This window comes from Streptomyces sp. NPDC001668, from assembly GCF_042893155.1.
GTDB lineage: Bacteria > Actinomycetota > Actinomycetes > Streptomycetales > Streptomycetaceae > Streptomyces.
The window spans coordinates 270,631-284,161 of sequence record NZ_JBIAUQ010000006.1 but is presented as its reverse complement, the minus strand read 5'-3'; the positions used below and the strand labels follow the sequence as shown (position 1 = coordinate 284,161).

Below are 13,531 nucleotides of genomic sequence, written 5' to 3'. Positions count from 1 at the left end.
CCGGGGCGTGGGGGGCGGGGGGGGGGGGGGGGGGGGGGGGGTGTTTTTTTTTTTTTTTTTTGGGGGGGGGGGGGGGGGGGGGGGGGGGGGGGTATCCGTCCTCGGTCCGGCGGCTCGGTCCCTTGAGATGTACTGGATAACGGACGCCGGCCGCTGCGGGCGGACACCCCCCACCCCGGCCCCTTCCCGCCGTACGCGGCCAACGGCCCGCGGTGGCGCGCCAGAGGGAGAGAACGGTCCGTCGTGGCGCAGGCCAACTGCAACCCCCCAGGGGCGCGGGGAACTGCGCGACCAGCCCCCACGCACCGGCACCCGCCCGACGACCGCACCCGGCACCCCCCTAGGCGACCGCCCCTCGAACATCCGCCCCCCACGAGTTAGCCTCCGCCCATGGCAAACGGGCAGTGGTACCCAGCGGAATGGCCGGACCGTATCCGCGCGCTCGCGGACGGTGAGCTGCAGCCGGCCCTGCCGAGGCGCGCTGCCACCGTGATGCTGCTGAAGGACGGGTCGGCCGGGACGGTCGTGCACATGTTGCGCAGGCGGAGCTCGATGGCGTTCGCCGGGGGCGCGTACGCCTACCCCGGTGGTGGCGTCGACCCCCGTGACGACGAGCACCACATCCACTGGGCGGGCCCCACGCGCGCGTGGTGGGCGGCTCGGCTCGGGGTGGACGAGACGACGGCGCAGGCGATCGTGTGCGCGGCCGTGCGGGAGACGTACGAGGAGGCGGGCGTCCTGCTCGCCGGCCCGACGGCCGAGTCGGTGGTCGGTGACACCACGGGCGCGGAGTGGGAGACGGACCGAGCCGCCCTCGTGGCCCGGGATCTGTCCTTCGCGGAGTTCCTGGCGCGCCGGGGCCTCGTGCTGCGGTCGGACCTGCTCGGGGCCTGGACGCGCTGGATCACTCCCGAGTTCGAACCCCGTCGCTATGACACGTGGTTCTTCGTCGCCGCCCTCCCGGAGGGGCAGCGCACCCGCAACGCCTCCACCGAGGCCGACCGTACGGTGTGGATCAGGCCCCAGGACGCGGCGGACGGCTACGACAAGGGCGAGCTGTTGATGATGCCGCCCACCATCGCCACGTTGCGGCAGATCGCCGCGTACGGCACCGCCGCCGACGCGCTCGCCGCGGCGCCCGGCCGGGACCTGACCCCTGTGCTCGCGCAGGCCCGGCTGGTGGACGGCGAGATCGTGCTCTCCTGGCCGGGGCACGACGAGTTCACCAAACACATCCCGACCGGTGGAGCCCCCGCATGACCGACGCCGCAGCCCTCCCCGGCCAGCCACGGGGCGGGGTCCTCTCGGGCCCCGCCACCACGCGAGCCGTCAACGTCCTCGCGCCCAACGCCTCCGCGATGACCCTGGACGGGACCAACACCTGGATCCTGTCGGAGCCGGACTCGGCGCTGGCGGTCGTCGTCGATCCCGGCCCGCTCGACGAGGGGCACCTGCGGGCCGTCGTCGACACCGCCGAGGCCGCGGGCAAGCGGGTCGCGCTCACCCTGCTCACCCACGGGCACCCCGACCACGCCGAGGGCGCCGTCCGTTTCGCCGAGCTGACCGGTACCAAGGTGCGGGCCCTGGACCCGGCGCTGCGGCTCGGGGAGGAAGGGCTCGGCGCGGGGGAGGTGGTGCGCGTCGGCGGGCTGGAGCTCCTGGTCGTGCCCACTCCCGGGCACACCGCCGACTCGCTGTGCTTCCATCTCCCGGCCGATCAGGCCGTCGTGACCGGTGACACCATCCTGGGGCGCGGCACGACCGTCGTGGCCCACCCGGACGGCCGCCTGGGCGACTACCTGGACTCCCTGCGGCGGCTGAGGTCCCTGACGGTCGACGACGGCGTCCACACCGTCCTGCCGGGTCATGGGCCGGTCCTGGAGGACGCCCAGGGCGCCGTCGAGTTCTATCTCGCCCACCGCGCCCACCGGCTCGCCCAGGTCGAGACGGCCGTGGAGGACGGATACCGGACGCCCGAGGCCGTCGTAGAACATGTGTACGCGGATGTGGACCGGTCTCTCTGGCCCGCCGCCGAGCTGTCGGTGCGGGCTCAGCTGGAGTACCTGGAGGAGCACGGGCTCATCTAGGGGCCTTCGTGCCGTGCACGCGCGCGTACTCGTCCGCGAGCCAGGGGCCCAGGTCGTTGGCGTACGTCCGCAGTACGGCCGGGTCGGCGGTCGGGGTGCGCCCCAGGACGGCCGCCGCCCGTAGCTGCTCGGCGCGCTCCGGGTAGTAGGTGGCGAAGACCTCCGCCATCTCGCCCAGGTCGCTCGTCCAGCCGTTCCAGCGGGGCATGACCAGGGTGAACCCGGTGCGGACCAGGTGGCGGGACATGAAGCGGACGAGGCGGGTCCGGGTCTCGTCGGAGTCCGCCGTCTCGATCCGTTCGCGCCAGCGGGGGAGCAGGAGGGCGAGGTCGCCGTTCGTCTCGCGCGCCAGGAGGGAATCCGGGCGGTAGCGGGGGAGGTACTCCGCCAGGTCGTCGCCGAGCAGGGGGGTGCAGAGACAGGCCACGAACCAGCCCAGGTCGTGGCGTTCCAGGTCGCTCAGCAGGAGATCGCGGCTGTAGAGCAGGGTTCCGACGCCGTCGATCTGCGGGAACTCCTTGTCGAGAGCCTCCCCGAGCTGCCGTACGCCCTCCCGGTCGGCGTCGGTCGGCTCGTCCCGCAGGGCCAGCAGGAGATCGAGGTCGCTGCGGCCCACGCGCGCGGTGCCGCGCGGAATCGACCCGTAGAGGTACGCGCTGTGCAGCCCCGGCCCGAACAGGTCCAGCACCCGGTCACGGGCGGCCGCGACGACCGGCCGGAAGGGCTGCGCGATCCGGCCCAGGGAGCCCTCGCGCTCGATGTAGCCCTGGGCGTCGAGTCCCTTGGGGGCGATGGGGGGAACGGTTTCGGCGGCCATGGGATCACTGTGCCCGGGGGCGGACCCGGAGGCAGCTCATTAACGGCCCTGGGCGGCCCGTGTGGGGCCGAACGTGGTCAGTGGTGACAAAAGGGGGGCAGGAGCGCCTCACGGGCGGGGTGAGGTGCCCTGAAAGTGGCGGGCGTGGCGATCACGTCGGCCGGCCGCCCCGGCGGTACGAGAAGAAGGGCCCCGCCGCGCGGCAGGGCCCTTCGATGTCGTACGGCCATCCGCGCTCAGCGTGAGCGCTTGGCGAGCCTCTCGACGTCCAGGAGGATCACCGCGCGGGCCTCCAGGCGCAGCCAGCCGCGCTGGGCGAAGTCGGCGAGGGCCTTGTTGACCGTCTCGCGGGAGGCGCCGACCAGCTGGGCCAGCTCCTCCTGCGTGAGGTCGTGGACGACGTGGATGCCCTCCTCGGACTGCACGCCGAAGCGGCGGGAGAGGTCGAGCAGGGCGCGGGCCACGCGGCCGGGGACGTCCGAGAAGACGAGGTCGGACATCGCGTCGTTGGTGCGGCGCAGTCGGCGGGCGACGGCGCGCAGCAGGGCGGTGGCGACCTCGGGGCGGGCGTTCAGCCAGGGCTGGAGGTCTCCGTGGCCGAGGCCCAGCAGCTTGACCTCGGTCAGCGCGGTCGCGGTCGCGGTGCGCGGGCCCGGGTCGAACAGGGACAGTTCGCCGATGAGTTCGCCGGGGCCGACGACGGCCAGCATGTTCTCGCGGCCGTCGGGGGAGGTCCGGTGGAGCTTGACCTTGCCCTCGGTGACGACGTAGAGCCGGTCGCCCGGGTCGCCCTCGTGGAACAGGGAGTCGCCTCGCGCGAGGGTCACCTCACTCATGGAGGCGCGCAGTTCCGCGGACTGCTCGTCGTCGAGTGCCGCGAAGAGCGGGTTGCGCCGCAGAACGTCGTCCACGAGTTCTCTCCTTGTCGACCTGCTCAGGGGATCTTGTTCCCCCTTGGTACCAGGGGAACCCGGTGCCCATTTTGCCGGACGGTCCAAACAGTGTGATCTGTCACAAGGATGCCGCACACATGTCCCGGGGTAAGCGGCAGGGGTCCAATTGGGGGCCGGTCTTCGGGGTCCGGGACGGATGTCAGTGCCGGGCTCTAGGCTGGCCGGGTGTCCAAAACGCCGGTGAGAGCACAGGCCGAGGGGGCTGCGCGGGTGGTTGCACGTCGGGATTCCGCCGTGGGCGAACAGGGCGCCGGGGGCGGAAAGAAAACGGCAAAAGCGGCAGGGAAGGCTCCGGTGGAGAAGAGGGCTTCGGCGAAGAAGGCGGCTCCCGTGAGGAAGGGCGCCGCCGTGAAGAAGGCTGCCGCCGTGAAGGAGGCGACCGTCGCTCCCAAGAAGGCGGCGGCTGAGGTGAAGAAGGCCTCGGCCACGAAGACGGTCGCCCCGAAGACCGTCGCCCCGAAGACCGTCACCGTGAAGCCCGTGCGGAACGAGTCGCGGACCGCCCTCGTCCGTCGCGCCCGGCGCATCAACCGCGAACTCGCGGAGGTGTTCCCGTACGCCCACCCCGAGTTGGACTTCGAGAACCCCTTCCAGCTGATCGTGGCGACGGTCCTGTCCGCACAGACCACCGACCTGAGGGTCAATCAGACGACCCCAGCGCTGTTCGCCAAGTACCCCACCCCCGAGGACCTGGCCGCGGCCAACCCCGAGGAGGTCGAGGAGATCCTCCGGCCGACCGGGTTCTTCCGGGCCAAGACCAAGTCGGTGATAGGGCTGTCCAAGGCCCTCGTGGAGAACTTCGGCGGCGAGGTCCCGGGGCGGCTCGAAGACCTCGTCACGCTCCCCGGTGTGGGCCGCAAGACCGCCTTCGTCGTCCTCGGCAACGCCTTCGGACGGCCCGGTATCACCGTCGACACGCACTTCATGCGGCTGGTCAGGCGCTGGCAGTGGACCGCGGAGACCGACCCCGACAAGATCGAGGCCGCCGTCTCCGCGCTCTTCCCGAAGAGCGACTGGACGGACCTGTCGCACCACGTCATCTGGCACGGCCGCCGCATCTGCCACGCCCGCAAGCCCGCCTGCGGCGCCTGCCCCATCGCCCCGCTCTGCCCGGCCTACGGCGAGGGCGAGACGGACCCCGAGAAGGCGCGGAAACTCCTCAAGTACGAGAAGGGCGGCTTCCCGGGGCAACGGCTGAACCCACCGCAGGCCTACCTGGACGCGGGTGGCAAGGCGGCTCCGCCGCTGGGGGCCGGCGGGTGAGGGTGCGGGTGGCGTCGCGGGGAGGATGGGCGGGGGTCGGAGGGCAGGAGCGGGCGCCTCGGCCGACTTGGACGGCTTGGTCAGCTCGGACTGCTTGGACGGCTTGTCGGGTCGCAGGGGCCGTCTGTGCGGTGCGGCCGGTCGAACGACCCTCGCGGGGTGGCCGTGCGGGCCATTGCCCGTGGTTCCGGGTGGGTGGGTTTTGGTGGTGGCGGGGCGGGGCCCCCGGGGCGGTGACCCCGGGCCACGCGGAAGAGCGCGGCCGCGCGGACGAGTTGGCCTGGGCCGGGGAGCTGCGCTGGGCGGCGGTGCTGGTCGGGGCGGGAGCCTCGGGCACGGTCGGTGTGCCGGGCTCGGCGGAAGGGCCGTCCACGGCCGGACAGTGGCGCTGGGGTGAGGTGCTGGTCGGGGCGGGAGCCTCGGGCTCGGTCGGCGTGCTGGGCTCGGCGGAAGGGCTGTCCACGGCTGGAGAGCTGCGCTGGGCCGCAGAGCTCAGCCGGAGCCGGCCCGGACTGCCCGGATCTGCGGGAGAACTGACCCAGACGGGAAAGCTGAGCCGGACGGGAGAGCTGGCCGGGGCCGCAAAAGAGCTGGCCGGGGCCGTGAAGGAGCCCGCCGAGGTCGCGAAAGAGAGCCGGCTCAGCCGACCCAGCGTGCCCGGCTCCGCCCGAAAGCCGGGCTCGGCCGGGGTGCCGCTCCGGGCGGGTCTTCCGGGCTCGACGCGCGGGACGCAACCCGTGGAGGGCCTGTGCGATGCCCGGGTGGAACGATCTAGGGCCCCTCGGGCGTTGAGCGGTGCAGGACGACGGGGGTGGCGATGACACGGGCGAGTCACACGAAGGGCGTGACGCTCAGCAAGGACGGTCTGCCCAGCTGGCTGGACCCGGTGGTGCACGCCGCGGAGACGGTCGAGCCGCTCCAGCTGAGCCGCTTCCTGCCGCCGGCGAACGGCGCGGGGCGGCAGTCGGCCGTGCTGGTCCTGTTCGGGGAGGGCGAGCGCGGGCCCGAGCTGCTGCTCATGGAGCGGGCGAGCTCGCTCAGGTCGCACGCCGGGCAGCCGTCGTTCCCCGGTGGCGCCCTCGACCCGGAGGACGGCGATCCGCAGGGCGACGGGCCCCTCAGGGCCGCCCTGCGCGAGGCCGAGGAGGAGACCGGCCTCGACCCCTCGGGCGTCCAGCTCTTCGGCGTGCTGCCCAAGCTGTACATCCCGGTCAGCGGCTTCGTGGTCACCCCGGTCCTGGGCTGGTGGCGCGAGCCGACCCCGGTCGCGGTCGTGGACCCGAACGAGACCGCCCGCGTCTTCACGGTCCCCGTGGCGGATCTCACGAACCCCGGCAACCGGGCGACGGCCGTCCACCCCAGCGGCCACCGAGGCCCGGCATTTCTGGTCGAATCGGCCCTGGTCTGGGGCTTCACCGCCGGAATCATCGACCGGCTCCTGCACTACGCGGGCTGGGAGCGCCCCTGGGACCGCGAGAAGCAGGTCCCGCTGGACTGGCGCGCATGACAGGGTGAACTCCGTGTGGTGTCTTACCGGGGGCGCTGTATCCGATTGCCGCTTCGCGGCGGGCCGGACCCCCGGCCGACCTGTGATGGACGCGAAGTGATGAGGCGAGGCTCGAACCGGTGAACGTGCTGGACATCCTGTTGCTGGTCGCCGCCGTGTGGTTCGCGATCGTCGGCTACCGTCAGGGCTTCGTCGTCGGCATCCTGTCGGTGATCGGATTCCTCGGCGGCGGTCTCGTCGCCGTCTACACCCTCCCCGTGATCTGGAACGCCCTGACCGACCACGCGGAGGTCGGCACGGTCGCCGCCGTGGTCGGAGTGGTCGTCGTCATCGTCTGCGCCTCCGTCGGCCAGGCCCTGACCACCCACCTCGGCAACAAGCTGCGCCGGTACATCACCTGGTCCCCGGCGCGCGCGGTGGACGCGACCGGCGGCGCCCTCGTCAACGTCGTGGCGATGCTCCTGGTCGCCTGGCTGATCGGCGCCACCCTCGCGCAGACCACGATGCCGACGGTCGGCAAGGAGGTCCGCGGCTCCAGGGTGCTCCTCGGCGTGCAGGAGGCGCTGCCCTCCGACGCCGACACCTGGTTCAAGGACTTCACCTCGGTCCTCGCGCAGAACGGCTTCCCGCAGGTCTTCAGCCCGTTCTCCGACGAGCCCATCAAGGAGGTCCAGCCGCCCGACCCCAAGCTCGCGGGCAGTGCCGTCGCCGCCCGCGCCCAGCGTTCCATCGTCAAGGTCATGGGCACCGCGCAGAGCTGCGGCAAGGTCCTGGAGGGCACCGGCTTCGTCTTCGGCGACCGCCGCGTCATGACCAACGCGCACGTCGTCGGCGGCGTCGACGAGCCCACGGTCCAGATAGGCGGCGAGGGCAGGAAGTACGACGCCACGGTCGTCCTCTACGACTGGGAGCGCGACATCGCCGTACTGGACGTGCCCGACATGGACGCGCCCGCCCTGCAGTTCACGTCGAAGGACGCGGCCAGCGGGGACAGCGCGATCGTCGCGGGCTTCCCGGAGAACGGCTCGTACGACGTGCGCTCCGCGCGCGTGCGCGGGCGCATCGACGCCCACGGACCGGACATCTACCACCGCGGCACCGTCAGCCGCGACGTCTACTCCCTCTACGCGAACGTCCGCCAGGGCAACTCCGGCGGTCCGCTGCTCACCCCGCAGGGCAAGGTCTACGGGGTGGTCTTCGCGAAGTCGCGCGACGACGCCGACACCGGGTACGCGCTCACCGCGGACGAGATCCAGCAGGACATCGCCAAGGGGCGCACCGCGAACCAGCAGGTGGACAGCGACAGCTGCGCGCTGTGAGAGGTGTCAGAAGGCGGGCGCGTCAGCCTCGGGGATGACGCAGCCGTACCGAGACCCAGCGGGCCCGGCGGCGCAGGATGCGCGGAATGCCCACCCTCAGGTCTGTGCCGCCCGGCAGTTGCGGGGCACCGCCCTGATGATGGGAGCTCAGGGCAGCGCCCGAGCGTCGATTGCGTGCTGCGTCACCGTAGTCGTGCGTCCAGCCCATACCCGGACGTGTGCCCCTGCCCCAAGGTCGATAACCGCCCCCACGCCCCCCAATTGGCCTATGCGCCGGGCAAGTGGCCGTTCGGTCACCGATCGGGTTCGGGGTCCTTCAACCAATTGATCAGTTCTGTTGAGAACGCGACCGGATCCTCCTCGTGCGGGAAGTGCCCGAGGCCGTCGAACAGCCGCCAGCGGTACGGCGCTTCGACGTACTCACCGGATCCGGCGGCGCTGCGGGTGCGCATCACCGGGTCGAGCGAGCCGTGCAGATGGAGCGTCGGCACGCGGACGGGCCGCTTCATGCGCCGGTTGAACTGGATGCCGTCGGGACGGGCCAGGGAGCGCACCATCCAGCGGTACGGCTCGATCGAGCAGTGCGCCGTCGCGGGGATGCACATCGCCGCGCGGTACGTCTCCACCGCCTTGTCGTCCGGCAGCCGCGGGCCGGACCAGTCCCGGATCAGCTCGGCGACCAGCGCGCCGTCGTCCGCGGTGAGCCGGCGCTCGGGGATCCAGGGACGCTGGAACCCCCAGATGTAGGAGCCGGCGCGCGTCTGTCTGACGTCCGAGAGCATCGCCGAGCGCCAGCGCCGGGGATGCGGCATCGAGGTGACCGCGAGTCGTCGTACGAGCTTGGGACGCATCGCGGCCGCCGTCCACGCCAGATAGCCGCCCAGGCCATGGCCGACCAGCGCGGCGTCCGGCTCGCCGAGGGAACGGATCACGCCGGTGACGTCGAGGGCGAGGTTGGCGGGGTCGTAGCCGCGCGGGGTGCGGTCGCTGCCGCCGACGCCGCGCAGATCCATGGCCACGGCCCGGAAGCCGGCGTCGGCGAGCGCCTCCAGCTGGTGGCGCCAGGTCCACCAGAACTGGGGGAAGCCGTGCAGAAACATCACGAGCGGCCCGTCGCCCATTTCGGCGATGTGGAAGCGCGCGCCGTTGGCGGCCACGTCCCGGTGCGTCCAGGGACCGTCGGGCCGTACGAGAGAGGCGGGCTGCTGCGCCGAAGGGGTGGCGGGATCGGTCATGACGACGAGCGTGCCACAGCCTCGATGGCCTTCGTCTCCCGGACTCGCTCCTCCAGGACCTTGTTGTCGTTGCCGGGGCGCGGGTGCGGCTTGGCGTTCTGCAGCACGCCGGCCGTCTCCTTCATCGAGGCGGCGACCTTCTGCGGGCCCTTGCTCTTCTGTGCCTTCTTCGCGAACACGACGCCGATCAGCGCGAGGACGAGCGCGACGAGGACGTTGGCGGCGAAGGACAGCAGGAAGCAGACCGCGAGGTTCCAGTCGCTCCAGGTCCGGATGCCGTACGCCAGCGCGAAGTTGAGCATCGGCAGGGAGAACAGCAGGACCGCGCCGGCCACGCTGAACGCGCCGCCGCTCGCCGCGCCCCGCTTGACGTCCTGCTTGAGCTGCGCCTTCGCCAGCGCGATCTCGTCGTGCACCAGTGCCGACATCTCGGTCGTCGCCGAGGCGAACAGCTGGCCGATGCTGCGTTCGGCGCCGACCGGGCTGCCGTCGGGTGCGCTCATCGCGGTCTCCCTCTTCACTTCGACTCTTCACCAGGGCCCTTGTGGGCCGTGACTTTTGTACCGTCCCGTCAGATCATGCCCGACGGTCGTCCTCCTCGCCTGCCCCGCCCGTCACTTCGGCAAGCCGCTCGGCGGTCTTGAGCTCGGCGATCCGGCGGTGCTCGGCCGCCTTGCGGTCGTAGATCGCCGCCATCCGCAGGTGGTAGGCCGGGTCGTCCTCCTCGTAGACGTCCGGAATGCCGTCCAGATCCTCGTCGCGCTCCTCGGCCTCGTACAGCTTGCGGTACTTGGCGTTGCGCAGCTTCAGCAGCACGGTCGCGAGGGTGGCCGCGGTGAGCGAGCCGAGGAGTACGGCGGCCTTGACCTCGTCGGTCAGCGTGGCGTCGCCGGCGAAGGCGAGCTCCCCGATGAGCAGCGACACGGTGAAGCCGATGCCCGCCAAGGTCGCCACCGCGAACACGTCGGCCCACTCGAGGTCGTCGCTGAGCGAGGCCCGCGTGAAACGCGCGGTCAGCCAGGTCCCGCCGAAGATGCCGACCGCCTTGCCGACGACCAGCCCGAGCACCACGCCGAGCGTCTCCGGCTGGGTGAAGACGTCGGCGATCGCGCCGCCCGAAACGGAGACACCCGCGCTGAAGAGGGCGAACAGCGGGACGGCCAGGCCCGCCGAGAGCGGCCGTACGAGATGTTCGATCCGCTCGCCCGGGGAGCACTTCTCGTCCTCCTGCCGGGTGCAGCGCAGCATCAGGCCCATCGCGACGCCCGCGATGGTGGCGTGCACCCCGCTGTTGTACATCAGCGCCCAGATCACCAGTGCGAGCGGGACGTAGACGTACCACCCGCGCACGCCCTTGCGCAGCAGCAGCCAGAAGACCGCGAGGCCGAGGGCGGCGCCGCCGAGTGCGGCGAAGTCGATGTCGGCGGTGAAGAACACCGCGATGATCAGGATCGCGAAGAGGTCGTCGACGACGGCGAGGGTGAGCAGGAAGGCGCGCAGCGCGCTCGGCAGCCAGGTGCCGATGACGGCGAGCACGGCGAGCGCGAAGGCGATGTCGGTGGCGGTGGGCACGGCCCAGCCGGACAGGGAGCCGTGGCCGGTGAGGTTGGTGAGGGTGTAGACGAGCGCCGGTACGGCCATGCCGCACAGGGCCGCGACCACGGGCAGCGCGGCCGCCCTGGGGTCCTTCAGATCGCCGGCGACGAGTTCGCGTTTGAGTTCGATGCCGGCCACGAAGAAGAAGACCGCGAGGAGTCCGTCGGCGGCCCAGTGCTCGATCGACAGGTCGAGTCCGAGGGACGCGGGACCCAGGTGGAAGTGGCTGACGCTCTCGTAGCTGTCGTGCAGTGCGGGGACGTTCGCCCAGATCAGCGCGGCGACCGCGGCGACGAGCAGCAGCACACCGCCGACCGTCTCGGTCCGCAGGGCGTCCGCGACGAAGGTCCGCTCGGGGAGGGAGAGGCGTCCGAGGACCTTACGAGTGGGCGCGGGCATCGGGGGGACCTCCGGTCGGTGGGCACGGCAGTGCTGCTTGCCGACCAGACTTCCCGGCACACCTTGAGGGTCACGCTGCTTTGTTTAGTTTACCTAAAAGGGGCGCCCGGCGCGCTTGCGTGCCGGGCGCCCTCTTCAGGAGTACCTCAGTTTTTCAGGAGTACGTCAGTCCTCGCTGGGCGCGGCCGGCAGCTTGGCCTGGATGAGGTCCATGACCGTGGAGTCCGTCAGCGTGGTCACGTCACCGAGCTGGCGGTTCTCGGCGACGTCCCGCAGCAGTCGGCGCATGATCTTGCCGGAGCGGGTCTTCGGCAGTTCCTGCACCGGCAGGATCCGCTTGGGCTTGGCGATCGGGCCGAGGGTGGCGCCGACGTGGTTGCGCAGGTCGGCGACGAGGCCCTCGTCCTCGGCGTTCGCCGTGCCGCGCAGGATCACGAAGGCGACGATGGCCTGCCCGGTCGTCTCGTCGGCGGCGCCGACCACGGCCGCCTCGGCGACCGACGGGTGCGAGACGAGCGCCGACTCCACCTCGGTGGTCGAGATGTTGTGCCCGGAGACCAGCATGACGTCGTCGACGCGGCCCAGCAGCCAGATGTCGCCGTCGTCGTCCTTCTTCGCGCCGTCACCGGCGAAGTACCTGCCCTCGAAGCGCGACCAGTAGGTGTCGAGGAAGCGCTGGTCGTCGCCCCAGATGGTGCGCAGCATCGACGGCCACGGCTCGGTGAGCACGAGGTAGCCGCCCCCGCCGTCGGGGACCTCGTTGGCCTCGTCGTCCACCACGGTCGCGGAGATGCCGGGCAGCGGGGTCTGCGCGGAACCGGGCTTGGTGGCGGTGACACCCGGCAGCGGGGAGATCATCATCGCGCCGGTCTCGGTCTGCCACCAGGTGTCCACGATCGGCGTCTTGTCGGCACCGATGTGCTTGCGGTACCAGATCCACGCCTCGGGGTTGATCGGCTCACCGACCGAGCCCAGGACGCGCAGGCTGGACAGGTCGAACTTCGCGGGGATGTCGTCGCCCCACTTCATGAACGTACGGATGGCGGTGGGCGCCGTGTACAGGATCGTCACCCCGTACTTCTGGACGATCTCCCAGAAGCGGCCCTGGTGCGGGGTGTCCGGGGTGCCCTCGTACATGACCTGGGTGGCGCCGTTGGCGAGCGGGCCGTAGACGATGTACGAGTGCCCGGTGACCCAGCCGACGTCGGCCGTGCACCAGTAGACGTCGGTCTCCGGCTTGAGGTCGAAGACGGCGTGGTGGGTGTAGGCGGTCTGGGTGAGGTAGCCGCCGGAGGTGTGCAGGATGCCCTTGGGCTTACCCGTCGTGCCGGACGTGTAGAGGATGAACAGCGGCTGCTCGGCGTTGAAGGCCTCGGGGGTGTGCTCGGCCGACTGCCGCTCGACGATCTCGTGCCACCACACGTCCCGGCTGTCGTCCCAGGCGACCTCCTGGCCGGTACGGCGGACGACCAGCACGTGCTCGACGTTGTCCACCTTGCCGACCGCCTCGTCGACGGCGGGCTTGAGCGCGGAGGGCTTGCCGCGCCGCCAGCCGCCGTCGGTGGTGATGACCACCTTCGCGTCGGCGTCCTGGATACGGGTGGCGAGCGCGTCCGCGGAGAAACCGCCGAAGACCACGGAGTGCGCGGCGCCGATCCGGGCGCACGCGAGCATCGCGACGGCGGTCTCGGGGATCATCGGCATGTAGACGGCGACCCGGTCGCCCTTTTGGACCCCCAGTTCCAGCAGGGCGTTCGCGGCCTTGGAGACCTCGTCCTTGAGCTCGGCGTAGGTGATCGCGCGGCTGTCGCCGGGCTCGCCCTCGAAGTGGATGGCGACCCGGTCGCCGTTGCCCGCCTCGACATGCCGGTCGACGCAGTTGTACGCCACATTGAGCTCGCCGTCCTTGAACCACTTGGCGAACGGCGGGTTCGACCAGTCCAGCGTCTCGGTCGGCTCCTTGGCCCAGCTCAGCCGGCGGGCCTGCGCGGCCCAGAAACCCAGCCGGTCAGCCTTGGCCTGCTCATACGCCTCCGCCGTGACGTTGGCGTTCGCCGCCAGGTCGGCGGGTGGCGCGAACCTGCGCTCTTCCTTGAGCAGGTTGGCCAGGCTTTCGTTGCTCACGGCATCTGCCTTTCCCAGGGTGTCCGTTGTGTCCCAGGCCACAGCTCATCAGACCGGGGGTGCGATGACAAGGGTCGACCTTCAATTGGTTTAGACCTGTGGGGGCCGAGTCCCTCGGCCTTGGTCATTCGTACCCACGTACGCCGACCAGGCAGAGTTCACCACTTGTAACGCCTTTCACACTCCCGACCAAGTACGGGTGAAGCGCCGTCGAGACATCTGGTGAGGGGA

General features: G+C 71.3%; 12 protein-coding genes. 5 read left to right on the top strand and 7 right to left on the bottom strand.

Going from position 1 to position 13,531, the window contains the following annotated elements; translation table 11 throughout:
• Positions 1–390 precede the first annotated feature (390 nt).
• Positions 391–1,260, top strand: coding sequence for an NUDIX hydrolase (locus tag ACFYZ8_RS20970; RefSeq protein ID WP_388537523.1), 870 nt, complete (start codon positions 391–393; stop codon positions 1,258–1,260).
• Positions 1,257–2,087: an MBL fold metallo-hydrolase gene (locus ACFYZ8_RS20965; RefSeq protein WP_388537522.1), complete on the top strand. Its 831-nt coding sequence runs from the start codon at positions 1,257–1,259 to the stop codon at positions 2,085–2,087. The genes ACFYZ8_RS20970 and ACFYZ8_RS20965 overlap by 4 nt, the downstream gene beginning before the upstream one ends.
• Here ACFYZ8_RS20965 and ACFYZ8_RS20960 read toward each other — a convergent pair.
• Together ACFYZ8_RS20960 and ACFYZ8_RS20955 are read right to left on the bottom strand one after the other, a co-directional pair.
• A complete protein-coding gene (locus ACFYZ8_RS20960; protein ID WP_388537520.1) occupies positions 2,080–2,904 on the bottom strand; it encodes a nucleotidyltransferase in 825 nt (274 codons plus the stop codon). The genes ACFYZ8_RS20965 and ACFYZ8_RS20960 overlap by 8 nt on opposite strands.
• A gap of 236 nt (positions 2,905–3,140) precedes the next feature.
• Positions 3,141–3,815: a Crp/Fnr family transcriptional regulator gene (locus ACFYZ8_RS20955; protein WP_015658871.1), complete on the bottom strand. Its 675-nt coding sequence runs from the start codon at positions 3,813–3,815 to the stop codon at positions 3,141–3,143.
• Between the two features lie 336 nt (positions 3,816–4,151).
• Between ACFYZ8_RS20955 and nth the strand changes: the two genes are divergently transcribed.
• The 3 genes from nth (at position 4,152) to ACFYZ8_RS20940 (ending at position 7,946) form a co-directional block, all read left to right on the top strand.
• Positions 4,152–5,120: an endonuclease III gene (gene nth / locus ACFYZ8_RS20950; protein ID WP_388537519.1), complete on the top strand. Its 969-nt coding sequence runs from the start codon at positions 4,152–4,154 to the stop codon at positions 5,118–5,120.
• Positions 5,121–5,937: 817 nt separating this feature from the next.
• The gene (locus ACFYZ8_RS20945; RefSeq protein ID WP_388537517.1) at positions 5,938–6,627 is read left to right on the top strand and encodes an NUDIX hydrolase; all 690 of its coding nucleotides are present in this window, start codon (positions 5,938–5,940) and stop codon (positions 6,625–6,627) included.
• A 119-nt stretch (positions 6,628–6,746) separates the two neighbouring features.
• Positions 6,747–7,946 (top strand): MarP family serine protease, encoded by a 1,200-nt coding sequence (locus tag ACFYZ8_RS20940; protein WP_359030624.1) that lies wholly within the window; start codon positions 6,747–6,749, stop codon positions 7,944–7,946.
• Between the two features lie 22 nt (positions 7,947–7,968).
• On the opposite strand, the gene ACFYZ8_RS20935 is transcribed toward ACFYZ8_RS20940, so the two are convergent.
• From ACFYZ8_RS20935 to acs, 5 genes are all read right to left on the bottom strand, one after another.
• On the bottom strand, positions 7,969–8,154 hold the full coding sequence (locus tag ACFYZ8_RS20935; RefSeq protein ID WP_078936341.1) for a hypothetical protein: 186 nt from the start codon (positions 8,152–8,154) through the stop codon (positions 7,969–7,971).
• 85 nt (positions 8,155–8,239) lie between these two features.
• Positions 8,240–9,181, bottom strand: a complete 942-nt coding sequence (locus ACFYZ8_RS20930; RefSeq protein ID WP_359030625.1) for an alpha/beta hydrolase — start codon at positions 9,179–9,181, stop codon at positions 8,240–8,242.
• Complete coding sequence (locus tag ACFYZ8_RS20925) at positions 9,178–9,684, bottom strand: phage holin family protein (protein ID WP_359030626.1); 507 nt, start codon at positions 9,682–9,684, stop codon at positions 9,178–9,180. The genes ACFYZ8_RS20930 and ACFYZ8_RS20925 overlap by 4 nt, the downstream gene beginning before the upstream one ends.
• Positions 9,685–9,757: 73 nt before the next feature.
• Positions 9,758–11,176: a Na+/H+ antiporter NhaA gene (gene nhaA, locus ACFYZ8_RS20920; protein WP_388537514.1), complete on the bottom strand. Its 1,419-nt coding sequence runs from the start codon at positions 11,174–11,176 to the stop codon at positions 9,758–9,760.
• Between the two features lie 165 nt (positions 11,177–11,341).
• Positions 11,342–13,300 carry an acetate--CoA ligase gene (acs, locus tag ACFYZ8_RS20915; RefSeq protein ID WP_359030628.1) on the bottom strand — a complete coding sequence of 653 codons (1,959 nt, stop codon included), beginning with the start codon at positions 13,298–13,300 and terminating at the stop codon, positions 11,342–11,344.
• Positions 13,301–13,531: the final 231 nt, after the last annotated feature.